The organism is Tautonia plasticadhaerens (assembly GCF_007752535.1).
Lineage (GTDB): Bacteria > Planctomycetota > Planctomycetia > Isosphaerales > Isosphaeraceae > Tautonia > Tautonia plasticadhaerens.
In genome coordinates, this window is sequence record NZ_CP036426.1 from 6,972,939 (window position 1) to 6,989,376 (window position 16,438).

General features: G+C 69.6%; 10 protein-coding genes and 1 pseudogene. 7 read left to right on the forward strand and 4 right to left on the reverse strand.

Going from position 1 to position 16,438, the window contains the following annotated elements:
- Positions 1-106: 106 nt before the first annotated feature.
- From ElP_RS38800 to ElP_RS27840, 7 genes and pseudogenes are all read left to right on the forward strand, one after another.
- Complete coding sequence (locus tag ElP_RS38800) at positions 107-244, forward strand: hypothetical protein (protein ID WP_197446431.1); 138 nt, start codon at positions 107-109, stop codon at positions 242-244.
- 145 nt (positions 245-389) lie between these two features.
- The gene (locus tag ElP_RS27810; RefSeq protein WP_197446432.1) at positions 390-1,694 is read left to right on the forward strand and encodes a tetratricopeptide repeat protein; all 1,305 of its coding nucleotides are present in this window, start codon (positions 390-392) and stop codon (positions 1,692-1,694) included.
- A 511-nt stretch (positions 1,695-2,205) separates the two neighbouring features.
- On the forward strand, positions 2,206-6,333 hold the full coding sequence (locus tag ElP_RS27820) for a ThuA domain-containing protein (RefSeq protein WP_197446433.1): 4,128 nt from the start codon (positions 2,206-2,208) through the stop codon (positions 6,331-6,333).
- 54 nt (positions 6,334-6,387) lie between these two features.
- Positions 6,388-7,194, forward strand: a complete 807-nt coding sequence (locus ElP_RS27825; protein ID WP_197446434.1) for a GDSL-type esterase/lipase family protein — start codon at positions 6,388-6,390, stop codon at positions 7,192-7,194.
- A 57-nt stretch (positions 7,195-7,251) separates the two neighbouring features.
- Positions 7,252-9,210: a hypothetical protein gene (locus ElP_RS27830; protein ID WP_197446435.1), complete on the forward strand. Its 1,959-nt coding sequence runs from the start codon at positions 7,252-7,254 to the stop codon at positions 9,208-9,210.
- A gap of 225 nt (positions 9,211-9,435) precedes the next feature.
- A complete protein-coding gene (locus ElP_RS27835; RefSeq protein ID WP_145275810.1) occupies positions 9,436-12,015 on the forward strand; it encodes a glycoside hydrolase family 38 C-terminal domain-containing protein in 2,580 nt (859 codons plus the stop codon).
- Positions 12,016-12,106: 91 nt separating this feature from the next.
- Positions 12,107-13,350: pseudogene (locus tag ElP_RS27840) on the forward strand (IS3 family transposase).
- Between the two features lie 400 nt (positions 13,351-13,750).
- On the opposite strand, the gene ElP_RS41410 reads toward ElP_RS27840, so the two are convergent.
- From ElP_RS41410 to ElP_RS38815, 4 genes are all read right to left on the reverse strand, one after another.
- Positions 13,751-14,964, reverse strand: a protein-coding gene (locus ElP_RS41410) for an ISAzo13 family transposase (RefSeq protein WP_390834704.1) whose coding sequence is annotated in 2 segments (ribosomal slippage) — positions 13,751-14,487 and positions 14,487-14,964 — 1,215 coding nt in all. Because the reading frame shifts where the segments join, the coding sequence is not laid out codon by codon here.
- A 68-nt stretch (positions 14,965-15,032) separates the two neighbouring features.
- Positions 15,033-15,155 (reverse strand): hypothetical protein, encoded by a 123-nt coding sequence (locus tag ElP_RS40800; RefSeq protein ID WP_261344388.1) that lies wholly within the window; start codon positions 15,153-15,155, stop codon positions 15,033-15,035.
- Positions 15,156-15,504: 349 nt separating this feature from the next.
- On the reverse strand, positions 15,505-16,272 hold the full coding sequence (locus tag ElP_RS27850; protein WP_145275812.1) for a 3-keto-disaccharide hydrolase: 768 nt from the start codon (positions 16,270-16,272) through the stop codon (positions 15,505-15,507).
- Positions 16,273-16,278: 6 nt separating this feature from the next.
- Positions 16,279-16,428 carry a hypothetical protein gene (locus ElP_RS38815; RefSeq protein ID WP_197446436.1) on the reverse strand — a complete coding sequence of 50 codons (150 nt, stop codon included), beginning with the start codon at positions 16,426-16,428 and terminating at the stop codon, positions 16,279-16,281.
- Positions 16,429-16,438: the final 10 nt, after the last annotated feature.

Here is a 16,438-nt window from a genome sequence, read left to right on the forward strand (position 1 = left end):
GTTCCATCCTCGCCGACTTCGCCGCCTATATCCGAAAGCGGGGCCTTTGGCCGGCCCACCTCAATCCGCGAGGGCTCGCTCGGGCGGCACCGGCCAGACTCGGACGATGGAGAGGCCGCTGGGTCAACGCCGGGGTCCAGGATTCCAGGATTCCAGGATCGCCGAGGCGGTCGCCGGGCCCGGACCCGTCGTCGAGGGCGTCGGCATCCTGCTGGTCCTCGCCTACAGCGAATTCATCGAATAATTCGCGAATCGCAATGAAAGCTGGCGGGTTTTCCGGGCGTCGGCTTCCCTGGCCTCGCCGAGGAAATCCGGTCGTATGGCCGCGATGGCGCCGCTCGATGAGGAGAATCGGAGGCGTACGCGTCCCTTGCCCCGGGGAGAGATCGATGGACGCCCTTCCGAGCCGTCGCCTTCGATTCGCACCGTCGGGCCGTGCCCGCTGGGTCGTCGTCACCATCGCGGCAATCGTCGTTCTCCTCGTGGCCGGCGTGGTGATCCGCGATGAGTTGCGGGCCCGTGCCGCGAGGGAGGCCGCGCGCCGCTCGCTGGCGGACGGGCGGCTCGCCAAGGCGGAGGAAGCCCTCGGCCGCTGGCTGGGCGTGCGGCCGAGGGCTGCGGAGGCCCACTTCCTCAAAGCCCGGGTGGCACTCGGGCAGGAGCGGCCTCAGGAGGCGGTCGTGGAGTTGGTCACCGCCCGGGCGCTGGGCTATCCGGCCGCCCCGATCGACCGGCTCGAGGCCATCCTCAGGGCCCGGGCCGGCCAGCACGCCGAGGCCGTGCCGATCCTCCGTCGCATCCTGGAGGGCTCCGAGGCGCCCGACCCCGAGGTCGCGGAGGCGCTCGCCCGCGTGTATCTCGAGACGTATCGCTTCCGGGCCGCCGCCGACGCGATCGATCGCTGGATCCGGGACGCCCCGGACGACGCCACGCCCTACCTCTGGCGCACCGAAGTCCGGGAGCGACTCGACCCGGACCGCGAGGCCCAGATTGACGACTATCGGGCGGCCCTGGAACGCGACCCGGGCCTCGACCGGGCCCAGCTCGGGCTGGCCGATGCGCTCCGCCTGACGGGGCGCACGGAGGAGGCCGCCGCCGCATATGCCTCGTACCTCGCCCGCAGGCCCGACGACCCGGCCGGGCACCTAGGCGCCGGCCTCGTCGCCGAAGACCGGGGGGACGAGGAGTCGGCGGCCCTCCACCTCGACCGGACGCTGGCGCTCGATCCGGCCAACGCCCCGGCGCTCTCGGCACGGGCCTCGATCGCGATGCGTCGCGGCGAGCAAGACGCCGCGCTGGCCCTGCTGGACCGGGCCGTCCGACACGCCCCCCACGACCTCGAGGTCCGCTATCGCCGCGGCCTCTGCCTCGCCCGGCTCGGGCGTCTCGACGAAGCCCTTGCGGAGCAGCAGGTCGCGGCACGACTGAAGGAGGACGACCGGCGACTGGCTGAGATCCAGCAGCAACTCATCCAGAATCCCGGGGACCCGGCGCTCCAGGTCGAGATCGCCCGCTGGCTGATCGAGCACGGTCACGAGGAGGAAGGCATCCGTTGGGCCCGGAAGGTCCTCGGCGAGCGGCCGGATGATCGCGAGGCGAATCGGTTAATGGCCCGGATCCATGAACGGGCCGGCGATCACGGGCTCGCGAACTATTTCCGCCTCCAGGCCGAGGCGTCGCCCCCTTCGAAGTGAGGCCGGGGCGGCATCGAAGGTGCCCAACGCCTCGGGTGAGGGGCGATCTCGGGCCGATCCCGCCAGGCATCGGGCGCCTCGCGCGTGTCCCCGGGTCCCGGGCCGTCCGAGTCTTGAACGGCGCCCATGCCCTCGGTGCCGGCGGCGGAGGACGCGCTTGCCCCTGGAATGGAGCCCATCCAACGCGCATCCTGGGGATGCGAGGGTCGCTCATGCAATCGACGCAGGCCGGGATCCCGGGCAATCTCCGGGAATGGCTCTCGCGAGGCCAGCCAATCATCGGCGCCGGCTCGGGATTCGGCAACCCGGCCCGATGCGAGGAGGCCGGGAGCGTCCGCCTGACCGGCATCCGCGAGTCAGGCCGGCGCCGGATGGCCGGGAGGGGTTCGCCATCATCGAGCAAGCCCGTCGCTTTACGAAGGGGAGGCCCCACCGCGTCGGGCTCCCGCAGCCGGATCAAGGAGTCGCAGCGCGTTCCTCTTCGGACCCTAACCCGAGGATGATGCCCGCCATGCCCCGCAAGTTCGTGCTTCTCCTCGGCGTCCTCTCGCTCCTGATCGCGGAGGCCCCGGCCCGCGGCCGGGACACGGACGGCGCGGGGGCCCCGACCCGCCCGGTCGAGACGTGGGCCGATCCCGGGCTGACGCTCACCCGAGGCCTCGTGCTCTGGCTGGACGCGGGCCGACTGAACGCCGCCCGCGAGGGGTACGGACTCCCCGAGGTGGTCAACGGCTCCGCGATCGATGTCTGGCACGACGCCTCGGGCCACGGCCGCCACCTCGTCCAGCCGCGAGTGGACGTCCGGCCGACCTTCGAGGACGGGGCCGTGCGCTTCGATGGGATTGCAAGCCACCTTGAGCGGCAGGGGGCGGACCTGCGGCTTGAGGGGTTCACCCTGTTCCTCGTGGCCGCCCCCTTCAGCAACGCGGGCGGCTTCCGCGGCTTCCTGGCGCTGAATCAGGAGGGCCAGGACGACTTCACCAGCGGCCTGACCGTCGACATGGGCTTCGGGTTCACCGGGCGGTTCGAGGCGCTGAACGTCGAGGGGGAGGGCTTCGGCGGGATGGCCGACCTGATGTTCGACCCCTCCGAATTCGGGATCGTCCGCCGGGTGACCATCACCTCGATATCCGGCGCCAGCGGCACGAGGCTCCGCGTCGACGGCCAGTCCAACGGCGCCCGCGACCGCCAGGAGTCGATTCTCGACGTGGATCGGATCACCGTGGGGGCCCGCCGGCACGGCATCCCCGTGGAGACCCGAGGGTTCCTCGACGGCGACCTACTGCACGTACTCCTCTACGACCGCGTGCTCGACGACGTCGAGCGGCGGGAGGTCGAGGCGTATCTCGCCCGCCGCCTCGGCGGGGAGGGCCGGGTGGTCCGCCTCGAGAAGGACGTGGTCGGCACGCCGCTGGTGTCCATCGAGGATCCGCCGCCGGTGCAGGTCCTGGTGCCGGGCGTCTCGGCGAGGGAATTGCCCGTCGAGCTGTCGAACATCAACAACGTCGCCTATCGCGGCGACGGCGTGCTGGTGGCACTGGCCTACGACGGGGACATCCACCTGCTGACCGACGGCGACGACGACGGGCTGGAGGAGACGGTCGGGCGATTCTGGGAGAACACGGGGAGCCTCGTCGCCCCGATCGGCATGGCGTTGACGCCCCCGGGCGACCCCCGCGGAGACGGCGTCTTCGTGGCCTCCAAGGGCAAGGTCTCGCTGATCCTCGATCGCGACCGCGATAGGGAGGCCGACGAGGAAATCATCGTCGCCAGCGGCTGGAAGGAGCTGCCGCATGGGGTCGACGCGCTGGGGGTGGCGGTCGACGAGGCCGGCCACGTCTACTTCGGGCTCGGGACGACGAACTTCACCAACCCCTACCTCGTCGGCCTGGACGGGAGGGCGGCATACCGCCTGGATGACGAGCATGGCTCGATCCAGGAAGTCTCCCCCGACTTCCAGCATCGCCGGATCATCGCCACGGGGATCCGCTTCCCGGTCGCCCTGGCCTTCAACCGCCACGGCGACCTCTTCGCGACCGACCAAGAGGGCGCGACCTGGCTGCCCAACGGCAACCCGTTCGACGAGCTGCTGCACATCCAGCCTGGCCGGCACTACGGCTTCCCGCCCCGGCACCCGGACCACCTGCCGTCGGTGATCGACGAGCCGAGCGTCTTCGACTACGCCCCGCAGCACCAGTCGACCTGTGGCCTGACCTTCAATGAGCCGGTGGGCGGCGGGCCGACCTTCGGCCCGCCGCACTGGGCCGGGGATGCGATCGTCGCCGGGTACTCGCGGGGCAAGCTCTTCCGCACGGAGATGGGGAGGACCGCCGCCGGCTACGTGGCAAGGAACCACATCCTGGCCGTCCTGGACAGGCTCGCCGTCGACGCCTGCGTCTCACACGCGGGCGACCTGGTCGTCGCCGCCCACAGCGGCCTGCCGGACTGGGGCAGCGGGCCGGCCGGGGAGGGCAGGCTCTACAAGCTCTCGTACGACGACCCCGAGGCGCCCCAGCCCGTACTCGCCTGGGCTCCGAGCCCGCAAGAGGTGCGCATCGCGTTCGACCGGCCGCTCGACCCGGCCGGGCTGGAGGGGCTGGCCGGGACGATCGCGATCGAGTACGGCGCGGCCGTCCGGCCCGGCGACCGGTTCGAGTCGCTTCGCCCCGGATACGAGGTGGTGGGGCGGCAAATGAACGCCCCCCGGTTCGAGCTGCCGATCCTCTCGACCGGCGTTTCTCCCGATCGACGGACGCTGATTCTTGCGACCGCCCCGCACCCGGAGGCATCCTCCTACGCCATCACGCTGCCGGGCCTCGGGCGGCCAGAGGCTACGCAAGACCCGCCCGGCGCGCTGGCTCAGGCCGCCGCCGTCGACCTCGGGTACGACCTCTCGGGCGTCGAGGCGTCCTGGCTCGCCGAGGACGGGGGCGAGCGCTGGTCCGGCTGGCTGCCGCACGTCAACCTCGACCTCGCCCGGGAGTTCACCGCGGGGAGTGCCGAACATGATTGGCTCTGGGATGCGATCGGGCGACCGGGACGGCTTACGCTGCGGACCAAAATTGACCTCTGGCAGATGCTCCGCCCGGCCGTGCAGCCGGGATCGACCATCGATTATTCCCTGCCGGGCGAGGAGGTCACCGTCGTTTTCTCGGCCTCCGCGCCGATCGAGCTGACCACGCCGGACAGGACCTCTCCCCCCGAAGCCGGCGGGGACGGCCGACCTCGCGTCGCGGTCGTCGTGACGCCGGAGGGGCGCGAGCCCGTGCCGGTGGAGATCACCCTCGAAACCGGAGGGCGGCCGTCCCTCGATGTGACCTGGACGACTCGGGAGGACGCCCGGCCTCGGGCGCTGCCCCTGCGGCGCGTCCTCGTGCCGTGGGCCACGCTCGAGTCGGGCACCGAGGCGGTCGCGGGTCGGGTCATCCCCGAACTGGAGGGAGGCGACTGGGCACGCGGCCGGGCCGTCTTCTTCGGCGAGCAGGCGCGGTGCTCCTCGTGTCATGCGGTCCGGGGCCGGGGAGGCGCGATCGGCCCGGACCTCTCGAACCTGATCCACCGCGACTACGCGTCGGTCCTCCGCGACATCCAGACGCCGGGCGCCGCCCTCAATCCGGATTACATCGCCCACGCCGTCGCGCTAGCCGACGGCCGCGTCCTCCAGGGGACGCTCCGCACGGATGGCGCCCGGCTCATCGTGGGCGATGTGGAAGGCCGCGAGACGATCGTCGACCGCGCGGAGGTCGAGGCCACGTCCCCCTCGTCGGCCTCGATCATGCCCGAGGGGATCGACTCGGACCTCGGGGCGGACGGGCTGCGCGACGTGATGACCTTCCTGCTGACCGACCCGCTGGGCCCCGCACCGGGCCAGGAGGGCTCCCCGCCCCCGCGCAGCCGGGCGGACCTCGACGCGGTCCTGGAGGGCAGGGATCCGGTCGAGGATCCGGGGTCGATCCTGGTCGTCCTGGCCGCCGGCCGGAAGGACCACGGGCCGGGAGAGCATGACTACCCCCTCTGGCAACGGCGCTGGTCCGCCTTGCTCGCGACGGACGAGGCGGTCCGGGTCGAGACCGCCGACGGATGGCCGGCCCCCCGGCAGCTCGACGAGGCAGACGTGATCGTCTTCTACTCCAACAACCCCGGCTGGGACGAGGCGAAGGCCGCCGAACTCGACCGCTTCCTCTCCCGCGGCGGCGGCGTCGTGCTGATCCATTACGCCGTCGACGGCCATGAGGCCGTCGATGCGCTGGCCGACCGCATCGGCCTGGCATGGCAGGGCGGGGCCTCGCAGTTCCGCCACGGCCCGCTCAGGGTCGACCTCTCCGGGGCGGAACACCCGATCACTCGGGGGTTCGAGATGCTTGACATCGTGGACGAGAGCTACTGGAACCTGGTCGGCGACCCCGGCTCGGTCGAGGTGCTCGGGACCGGCATCGAGGACGGCGAACCCCGACCGCTCTTCTGGACCCGCCGGGTCGGCGAGGGGCGGGTCTTCGTCAGCATCCCCGGCCACTACACCTGGACCTTCGACGACCCGCTGTTCCGCATGCTGATCCTCCGGGGCATCGCGTGGGTTGCCGGGGAGCCGGTCGACCGGTTCAACGAACTCGCGACCCTGGGGGCCCGGCTCCGCGATTGATGCGCACGACGCGCAGGGCGACCACGCCGCGGAAAGGACCCAATGCGAGGACACATGATCCACAAACAGCATCGAATGGGAGTGGTTGCGGCGGCCCTGCTCGCCTCCTCCGCCTCGGCGGCCGTGACCCAATCCCTCGGCGCCCCGGCCGATCGGCGCGGTCAGCGGGACGAGCCGGAGGCGAGCAAGCCGGCACCGGTCGACCTGGGGGCCCTGTTCCGGATGCACTACGACACGCGGGTCCGCTCGTTCCGCGAGCAGAACCTCGCATACAAGAACGTCGTGCTGCTCGGCGACAGCATCACCGAGGGCTTCGAGGTCACGACGTACTTCCCCGGTCGCCGGGTCCTGAATCGCGGCATCGGCGGCGACGTCATCGGCAACGCCCTGCCGGCCGACGACCCCCGCGGGGTGCTGCGACGGCTCGACTGCTCCGTGTTCGACTGCGCGGCCACGGACGTCTTCGTGATGATCGGGATCAACGACCTGAACTCCGGCCGGGATGTCGACCAGATGGAGGAGGGCTACCGCGAAATCCTCCGTCGGATCAAGGACCGGGCCCCGGCCCTCCGGGTCCACGTCCAGTCGCTGCTCCCGACCCGCGGCGAGTTCGCGGCCCGGAATGAGCCGATCCGCGAATTCAATCGGCGGCTGGGGCGCCTCGCGGAGGAGTTCGGCACCCACTTCCTCAACCTCCACCCGCTGTTCACCGACGCCGACGGCCAGTTGAAGCCGGACTATACCGAGGACGGGCTGCACCTGACCGAGGCCGGCTATCGCGCCTGGCAGGCGGAGGTCGGGCGTGTGATGGGCTGGGACACCGGATTGGCCCAGGCCCCGGAGATCCGACCTCAACCGTGAGCGAGCCGCCCCTGGGATGAGACCGGCGGGAAGTCCAACCTCGATGGGAGCCCCGAGATGATGAGTCGGTGGAGGATGAAGCCGGGCCTTCGGGCGATCGTCGCGACGATCGGGGTGTCCCTCGTCGGGGAGGCGATCGGAGGGGGCCAAGGCGGGGTGCCCGAGCCCTTCGCCATCGAGGTCGTCGACGCCGAGACCGGCCGGGGCGTGCCCCTGGTCGAGTTGGAGACGGTCAACAACCAGCGGTTCGTCACCGACAGCAACGGCCTGGTCGCCTTCCTCGAGCCGGGGCTGATGGGCCAGTCCGTCTACTTCCACGTCCGGAGCCACGGCTACGAGTTCCCGGCGGACGGATTCGGATATCGGGGCAAGGCACTACAGGTCGAGCCGGGCGGTTCGGCCCGCCTAGTGGTGCGCCGCCTCAACATCGCCGAGCGCCTCTACAGGGTCACCGGCGGCGGGATCTACCGAGACACCGCGCTGCTAGGCCGCGAGGCGCCAATCCGCGAGCCGCTGCTCAACGCCAGGGTCCTCGGGCAGGACAGCGTCCTTGCCGAGCCCTACCGCGGCACGATCCGCTGGTTCTGGGGAGACACGAACAAGGTGTCATATCCCCTGGGCAACTTCCACGTCCCCGGGGCCACATCGCTGCTCCCCTCCGACGGCGGGCTCGACCCCGAGGCCGGCGTGGACCTGACGTACTTCGTCGGCGACGACGGCTTCGCCAAGCCGACGGCCAAGCTGCCGGGCGAGGGCCCGACCTGGCTCGGCGGTCTGACCGTCCTGCGCGACGCCGGGGGTCGCGAGCGGATGTTCGCCGGCTATGCCAAGATCAAGCCCCCGCTGGAGACCTACGAGAGCGGGCTGGTCGAGTGGGACGACGACGCGGAGGCGTTCCGCAAGGTCACCCAGTTCGAGGGCCTTCCCCCGGTCCACCCCACCGGCCACACCCTCCAGCGCACCGAGCCCGACGGTACTCGCCACGTCTACTTCACCACGCCCTTCCCCCTGACTCGAGCCCCGGCCGACTCCGAAGCCCTGGCCGACCCGGGCCGCTACGAGGGCTTCACCTGCCTGGAGGCCGGCACCACGTTCGAGGACCGTCGGCTCGATCGCGGGCCCGACGGCCGTCTCCGCTACGCCTGGAAGGCCCGGACGCCTCCGCTGGACCAGGCCCAGCAGGCGGAGCTGATCAAGGCCGGCCTGATGCGACCCGACGAGGCGCTGCTGGGCCTGCGCGACCCGGACACCGGCCGCGAGGTCCGTGCCCACGGCGGGACGACCTACTGGAACGAGTACCGCAAGCGCTGGGTCGCCGTCTTCGTCGAGGTCATGGGCGAGGGCTCCCTGCTCGGCGAGCTCTGGTACGCCGAGGCCGACACGCCGCTCGGCCCGTGGGCCTACGCCCGGAAGGTCGTGACCCACGACGACTACAGCTTCTACAACCCGAAGCACCACCCGTTCTTCGACGAGGACGGCGGCCGCGTCGTCTTCTTCGAGGGGACCTACACGCACAGCTTCTCGGGCAACCCGGTCCAGACGCCGCGCTTCGACTACAACCAGGTCATGTACAGGCTCGACCTGGCCGACCACCGCCTGAACCTCCCGGTGCCGGTCGATCACGAGTCGGTCGGGGCAAGGGATGGGGGGCATGCCCCGGCTCTCTTCGCCCTGGGGCGCCCCGGCGACGGGACGGTCCCGGTCTATTCGGTCGAGGACGACCAGGGGGGCCATTCGCTCGTCGTCGGCGATCCGCCGACCCCCGACGCAATACCTGCCTTCCATGCGCTCCCGGCCGATCTCGCGACGCCGCCACCGACCACGACGCCCCTCTACGAATTCACCCGACCGGACGGCGCGGGCCGACTCTACGCGACCTCCGACGCGATCGAGGGCTATCGACGCTCCGAGCTGCCGCTGTGCCTGGTCTGGGTCGACCCCGTCGGGGTCCCGATCCCGGACACCGGGGAAACCCTGGTCGATCGCGGCGACAAGCCGCAAGAGGCACGACCATGATGACTTCTCCCCCCGGGCGATGAGCAACGGAGGGCGGACGCCGGGATCGCTAACGCGCAACGGCCCGGTCGCCGGCGCACACGTCCTTTCAGAATTTCATAGCATAAATCTGCATTCGTTATAATGTCAGCCTGAACGGCCGGGACCATCCACCACCGGCCATCGCCGACCCCTCGTGCGGGTGCCTCCTCGCTCGCTCTGCTTCGCCCCATTCCGGACGTTCTCATGAAAATGATCATCTGCATTGTCCTCATCTGCTCGGCCCCGTCGCCCGTCGCCAACGAGCCGAAGACGGCCTATTTCGCGGACGGCTACCACGGCGGCGTCCACGGCCACTACCCACCGGGTTTCACGGGCTTCCTCGTCGAGCAATTGGGGGCAAATCCGGACTGGAAGATCAACTTGGAGATCGAGCCGGAGACTTGGGACGTCGCCCGCGTCTCCGAGCCCGAGGCCTACGAGGCGTTCAAGACGATCATGGAGGACCAGTCCGATGCGGGCCGCATCGAGATCGTGAACCCGACCTACGCACAGAGCTATCTCTTCCAGAGTTCCGGCGAGAGCGTGATCCGGCAATTCGACCACGGGATCCGGAAGACGCGCGAGCACTTCCCGGGAGTCATCCTCACGACCTATTCCTCCGAAGAGCCGTGCTTCACGAGTTGTCTGCCGCAGGTGTTGAGGTCATTCGGCTACGAGTTTGCCGTGCTCAAGAACCCCAACACATGCTGGGGAGGCTACACTTCGTCCCACGGGGGCGAGCTGGTGAACTGGGTCGGCCCCGACGGCTCCTCGATCCTCACCGTGCCGCGCTACGCATGCGAGTCGCTGCAGCCCGGCTCCTGCTGGCAGACGATCGCCTTCGGGAATTCGCCGGAGTACATCCAGGCGTGCTTCGATCAGGGAATCGAACACCCCGCGGGCATGTGCCTTCAGGATGCCGGATGGCGGGGAGGACCGTGGCTTGGATCGGCGGAGAAGGACCACTACGCGCCGTCGAAGTATGTCACGTGGCGCGACTACATCCGGAATGTCACGTCAGCGAGAACCGATCACGACTGGCGGTTCACCCAGGAGGACGTGAAGCCCGGGCTGATGTGGGGAGCGCAGGTCTTGCAGCGTATCGCCCAGCAGAGCCGCGAGGCCGAGTGCCGGCTGCTCGTGGCAGAGAAGCTCGCGGCGATGGCGCTCGTCGACGCCGGTCGCCCGCCCGGGACGAACTCCTTCGACGAGGCCTGGCGCAACGTCCTCCTGTCCCAGCACCACGACTGCTGGATCGTCCCCTACAATGGCCGATTGGGGAACACCTGGGCCGACCAAGTCCGCCGCTGGACGAACCTTTCGAATGCGGTGAGCGACCTCTCCCTGCAGCGATCCCTCGACGCACTGCTCGGCGGTCGAGCGACGCGAGGGCGACGCTTCGTGCGATTGTTCAATCCAACTGCCGCGGCGCTGGACGCCGTGGCACCGGTGCCGATTCCGGAAACGGCCGGGCAGTCGCGGATCGTCTCGATCGATGCCGATTGCCGCTGCTTCTCCACGCAGGTCGTTGCGTCCGACACGCCGGGGCGGAGCACTCTGCTGGTGCGCGCCGCCGTGCCGCCGCTGGGCTACGCGACCGTCGAGCTCGTCGAGGACGACGAGGCAGCCGAGGGGGGCGTGACGACCACGTTCGACGAGCACGCCGTCGTCCTGGAAAGTGATCGATACCGCATCGAGCTCGACCCCGCCCGGGGAGGCACGATCCGAAGCCTCGAGGCGAAGTCGCTGGGCGGCCGCGAATTCGTCGACATGGCGCATGATCGCCGCTTCAACGAGCTGCGCGGGCATTTCTACGAGAAGGGCGGCTTCCGGTCGAGCGCGGACCACCCGGCCGAGGTCCGCATCGTCGAGGACGGTCCGCTGCGAGCCACGGCGGAGGTCGCCGGCGCGATCGACGGGCATCCCTTCGTGCAGCGCGTCTCGATCACTCAGGGCTCGCCGGTGATCGATTGCTCCGTGCGGATCGAATGGCGCGGCAACCCGGGCATCGGCGAATCGCGGGAGACGAACGGCTGGGACAATCGTCGACGTCCGGCTTACGACGATCGCTACAAGCTGCTCATCCTCTTTCCGACCAAGCTCGCGGGTCAGCGGGTCGCGAAGAGCGCGCCATTCGACGTGTGCGAGAGCGATCTCGTCGACACCTTCTATAACTCCTGGGAGGACATCAAGAACAACGTGATCCTCGACTGGGTGGACATCGGCGATGAGGAGGGCGATCACGGTCTCACGCTCTTCGGCGACCACACCACGAGCTACACGCACGGCCCGGACTTCCCGCTCGGCCTCACCCTCCAGTACTCCGGCAAGGGCCTCTGGAGGCGCGACTACTCCGTCGACGGGCCGACCGAAGTGCGCTACGCGCTGATGCCGCACGCTGGCCGGTGGGAGGAAGCAGGCGTCTCAGCGATCTCGGCGAGCTGGCAGGAACCCGTCCTGGGCACCCTCTCCCGCGACGGCGAACCTCGCGTGCGATCCCTCATCGATCCCCTCGAGTCCGATTGGGAAGTGCCGGCGATGTACGAGAGGGACGGTGCGTTGCACGTGCGGCTCTTCAACGCCATCGGCGGCGACACCCCGGGCGATCTCGGCATCGGTTTCGAGGCTGGGAGAGTCGAGCTCGTCGAACTCGACGGCCGCGTCATCGAGGAACTTGAACCCCTGATCGATGCTGCGGGAAGGCGAACGATCCGACTGCGCATCCCCCGTCTCGGGATCCGCACGGTGCGATTCGGCGGCCTCAAGCCTCCCGGATCCGGATAAGCAAGTCTGCCGAGATAAAACCGTCTCCTTAGCCTGAGGGCTTCTCTGGACACTCTCATGGGCCATAATGGTCCTGGAAGGAGTGCCCGAGATGACCAAGAAGAGCACCAAGACCGACTCCCAGGATCGTGGCCGGTTCTCCGCCAGGCGGAAGACCGAGTCCGTCCTCCGGCTGCTCCGGGGCGAGGACCTCGACTCCCTCTCCCGGGAGCTGGGCGTCACCGCCGCCACGCTCTCCTCCTGGCGGGAGGGCTTCCTCGACGGCGGCACGGCGGCCCTGAAGAGCCGACCGACCGACGACCGGGACGAGGTGATCGCCCGCCTCCAGGCGAAGGTCGGCCAGCTCACCATGGACAATGAGCTGCTGGGGCAGAAGTGCCAGCACCTGGAGAGCGGCCGCCCTTTTGTCGCGAGGAGGCGGAGCAGTTAGCCCGCTCCGCCTCCCCCGGCACCGGCAAGCGATACGGCATGCAGCGGGTCTGCCGCATCTTCGGGATCGCCCGCTCGACCGCCTACTACCTCAAGGCCCGGGAGGCCGTGCCGCCGGAGCAACGGCCGGTGCCGCACAAGCGGGGGCCGGTCGGGGCCGGCACCGGCGAGGAGCTGGTCGGCCACATCCGTCGGGTCCTGGCCGAGTCGCCGTTCACCGGCGAGGGCTACCGCAAGGTCTGGGCCCGCCTGCGGCATCAGGGCATCCGCACGGCCTCCGAGCGAGTGCGGAGGCTGATGCGGGAGCACCGCCTCCAGGCCCCCCGCCGGGGCGGCCACCCGCACGGGCCGAAGGCCCACGACGGCACCATCACGACCGAGGAGCCGGACTCGATGTGGGGCACGGACATGACCACGACGGTCACCACCGGCGAGGGCCTGGTCCACGTCTTCGTGGCCGTCGACCACTGCACCTGCGAGTGCGTCGGCCTCCACGTGGCCGAGCGAGGCGAGCGTTTCGAGGCGCTGGAGCCGCTGCGCCAGGGGGTGCGGGAGCACTTCGGCGGCTTCGACCGGGGCATCGCCCGTGGCCTGGCGATCCGCCACGACCACGGCAGCGCCTACATGAGCGACGACTTCCAGCGGGAGCTGACCTTCCTCGGCATGGCCAGCTCGCCGAGCTTCGTGCGGGAACCGGAGGGCAACGGCTGCGCCGAGCGATTCGTCCGCACGCTGAAGGAGCAGTTGCTCCGGGTGAGGTCGTTCGCCACGGTGGTGGAGTTGGCCGAGGCGTTGGGTGAGTTCAAGAGGACGTACAACGAGCGGTGGGTGATCCGCCGCCATGGTCACCGGACACCGAGCCAGGTGCGGCGGGACCTCGTCGGTGGCGTCCAGGCGGCGGCGTGACTACGATCAAGTCCCCGTCCAGAGAACCTCAAGGCCATACACGTCCCGAATGGGGTGCCCACGCGCCGCCCTCCATCGCTTGGCCCCTCGAATCGCCCATCATGCGCTCAGAGCCTGTTCCAAGTGGGGCGTCGATCGCAGTCTGGGAGGGCGGATGTATGCAGCGTCGACCAGGCTCCCGGCCGTGACCGTCGTCAGGCGGCGGCCGGTCAGGGCACAGGTGTAGTTGTAGGCCGCGACCACATCGAGTCGGAATCGGGTCGAGCACCCGCTCCCCCTCGCCAGATTTGAGTCTGCCTCCCGACCCGTCTCGGTCGATGTCTCATCCTCCCTGTCGATCGGTCACGGCTCGCCAACCAGGACCCCGAGGGCCAATCGCTCCTAAGGCACCAGAAAGAAGCTACGTCTTCCGTGGCCTGCCTCGCTTACGAGGGATCTTCACGAACCACTTCTCAAGCGACGGCAGGCGGATCACCTCGGCCTCCAACGCCTCCATCTCCTCGGGCTTCAGCCTGACCCCCTTGGCGTAGGTCGTCTCCACCAGGCTGACCACCGGGTGCTTCCGCTTCCAGGTCATCGATCGGGCGAATCCCAACACCGCCTCCACCGAGTCCAGCAGCGACCCGTTCCAGTGCATCTCCAGCACGCCCCAGCACCGCTCGATCGGGTTGTACTTGCTGTGGTACGGCGGGTAGTACGCCAACTGCACCACCAGGCGATACTTGCGGGCGAAGGCCACGATCCGCTTGAGGAACTGGCTCCGCCGGCTGTGGTTCTCCGGGCCGTTGTCCAGGTTGATCACCAGCGTCTTGACCCGCAGGAACCGCAGGCGGACGCCCTCCCACCATTGCTCCAGGCGATCGGCGATGAAGTCGCTGGTGACCTTCGACCGGGCCATGTACAGCCACAGGTCGTCGTGCTCGGGCAGGAAGATGCCGAAGGGGGTCAGCGTCGCCACGGGCTTGAAGTCGTGATCCGCCGCCTTCGTGCCGGTCCGGCTCCGGCCCCGCCGTGAGAAGGGGCCGACATGCACCGTCGCCTTGGCGTCGATCGAGAGCCGCAGGGTGCCCCTGGCCCGATCCGCCTCGGGGTTGACCGCCTTCAGTTGATCGAAGATGGCATCGGTCTGCGGGACTCTTTTTGGGGGCGGCACTTGGCCACCCTGGAGAGGCGATAGCCCAGCAGGTTCAGCTTGGTGTTGATGGTCTGCTGGGTGGGCAACTCCTCGTCGGTGTAGCCCTTCGTGGCGATCAACTGGCGTCGGACCTCGGCGGCACTGATCCGGGTGAAGAGCCCCTTGGTCTGGAACTTGGGGTCGGCCTGGCTCTGCCCGTCGGCGATGCTGCGGATGTCATCGAGGAGTCGGGGCAAGTGCTCCTCGGCGGGCTTGCGACGGCGGGCCGAGAAGGCGTCCACGCAGGTCATGCCCGAGCGGAGTTCGTGCGTGCCCTTGCGGATGGTCTCCCGGCACCAGCCGAGATGCTCCTGGGCCCAGCGTTGTCCACCCCGCCCCATCGCTGCGACGGTCTTGGCCATGAAGACTCGCTTCGGACTGCCCTTGAGGGCCTTGGCGGCATCGATGAGGACGGGGATCATCTCGGGGCTGGGCCGCATCTGCGTATCTCCTTGATCTCCTGGTGCGAAGGTCTCAGGATACGGAAGAGTTTTGTCCTTTCAATCCCCTAAGGCGTGAAGTAGGTGCTGATCAATACACGGCACGCCGCCCGGCGGAATTCCGCGTCGTGAAGGTCGGCCTCGAAGGTCGGAGAATACGAGGCGTAGCGTGCCGTTCGCGGTGTGTCCACCGGCCCACCGTCCTCACGCAATTCGTTCCAGCAGCCATCGCTCCCGAGGTGGAAGATCGGGAGGCGTACGTCGGGCCGCTAGCTCCTGCGATGGGCGACGACGCTCCAATACGAGCAGAGGCGAATGGGCCCGCGGGGCCTTTGCGAAGGAACTGTGAAGACGATGGCCTATTTTGGACAGAATCGTTGCTAGGCCCCGATCTCCGCGGATCGGCGACGATCCGCTCCCTCTGCGGCCGGTTGACCGGGCCGCATCCAGCAAGCGTGGGGCGGTCGGCGTCTGCCCCCGCTTGCCTGGGGTAGGGTCGTCGGGGTGACGATCCCCGTCGGGACCCGGTCGGACGTTTAGTCAGCGGCCGGTGCGAGGCGCAGGGGCGGGAGGGCCGACCGGTCGCTCGTCGCGGAACTCGGGCGGAGTCGCGTCGATCGGCCTGATTTGTCCGCGGCGAAAGAACATCTCCGCGCCCTCGGATTGCAATTGCAGCCGGCCCGCCACCAGGGGCACTTCGCGCCCGTCGAGCCGGCGGCGGAGGTTGGTAACGGCGAGGCTCGGCTCGCCGTTGACGACGTGGATCGCCCGCGGACCGAAGCAGATCAGCTCCAGGGCATTCCACTGCCCGACGGGGCGCTCGCGGTCGCCGCGGTTGAGGATGCCGGCCGTCGTCCCGACGAACGGGCGGCCGTCGGGCCGATACCGGATCGACTGGGAAGGGTAGCGCCGTTCCGGGGCAGGGATCCCCTCGCCGCGGACGTCGGCCACGACGCGGGCCCCGTGGGCGCCGGGGACGCCGTAGAAGTCGCCCGTCTCACCGCCTTCGAGGATGCCGAATTGCGCCGATTCGAGCCAGCCGGTGGCCGGGTCGGGCGCGCCGACCCCGTGGTACATCAGCCCGCTGTCGCGAGGGAGGTCCGCCCGCGGTGGGAAGCGCTCGTCGCCCCACTTGAATTCGAGCCAGAGCCGGTAGTTGCAGAACGCCTCCGCCGTCGTCAGGCCGCCGAGGGCCTCGCCGGAGATCCGAATGGCCGACTCGCCGTCCTCCGTGACGACCCGGAAGACGCCCAGGGGGTCGCGGTTCGCGGGCGTCGGCCGTGCCTCGCCGGGGGGCGTGCCCAGGATCGGCTCCTAGCCGGCCAAGTCGCGGCCGTTGAAGAGGTCGATCCAGCCGCCGTCGTCCGGGTCGTCCGAATCGTCTCGGAGCGGCGCCGGGGCCGCGGCGAGGGGGCCACCAACGGCCAGTAGGGCTGTCAGGATCGGGACTAGGATGGTCGTCATCGGGGCGCCT

Coding starts and splice junctions, on each gene's coding strand:
- ElP_RS38800 (WP_197446431.1), top strand. CDS start 107: ATGGAGAGGCCGCTGGGTCAACGCCGGGGTCCAGGATTCCAGGATTCC.
- ElP_RS27810 (WP_197446432.1), top strand. CDS start 390: ATGGACGCCCTTCCGAGCCGTCGCCTTCGATTCGCACCGTCGGGCCGT.
- ElP_RS27820 (WP_197446433.1), top strand. CDS start 2,206: ATGCCCCGCAAGTTCGTGCTTCTCCTCGGCGTCCTCTCGCTCCTGATC.
- ElP_RS27825 (WP_197446434.1), top strand. CDS start 6,388: ATGATCCACAAACAGCATCGAATGGGAGTGGTTGCGGCGGCCCTGCTC.
- ElP_RS27830 (WP_197446435.1), top strand. CDS start 7,252: ATGATGAGTCGGTGGAGGATGAAGCCGGGCCTTCGGGCGATCGTCGCG.
- ElP_RS27835 (WP_145275810.1), top strand. CDS start 9,436: ATGAAAATGATCATCTGCATTGTCCTCATCTGCTCGGCCCCGTCGCCC.
- ElP_RS38815 (WP_197446436.1), bottom strand. CDS start 16,428: ATGACGACCATCCTAGTCCCGATCCTGACAGCCCTACTGGCCGTTGGT.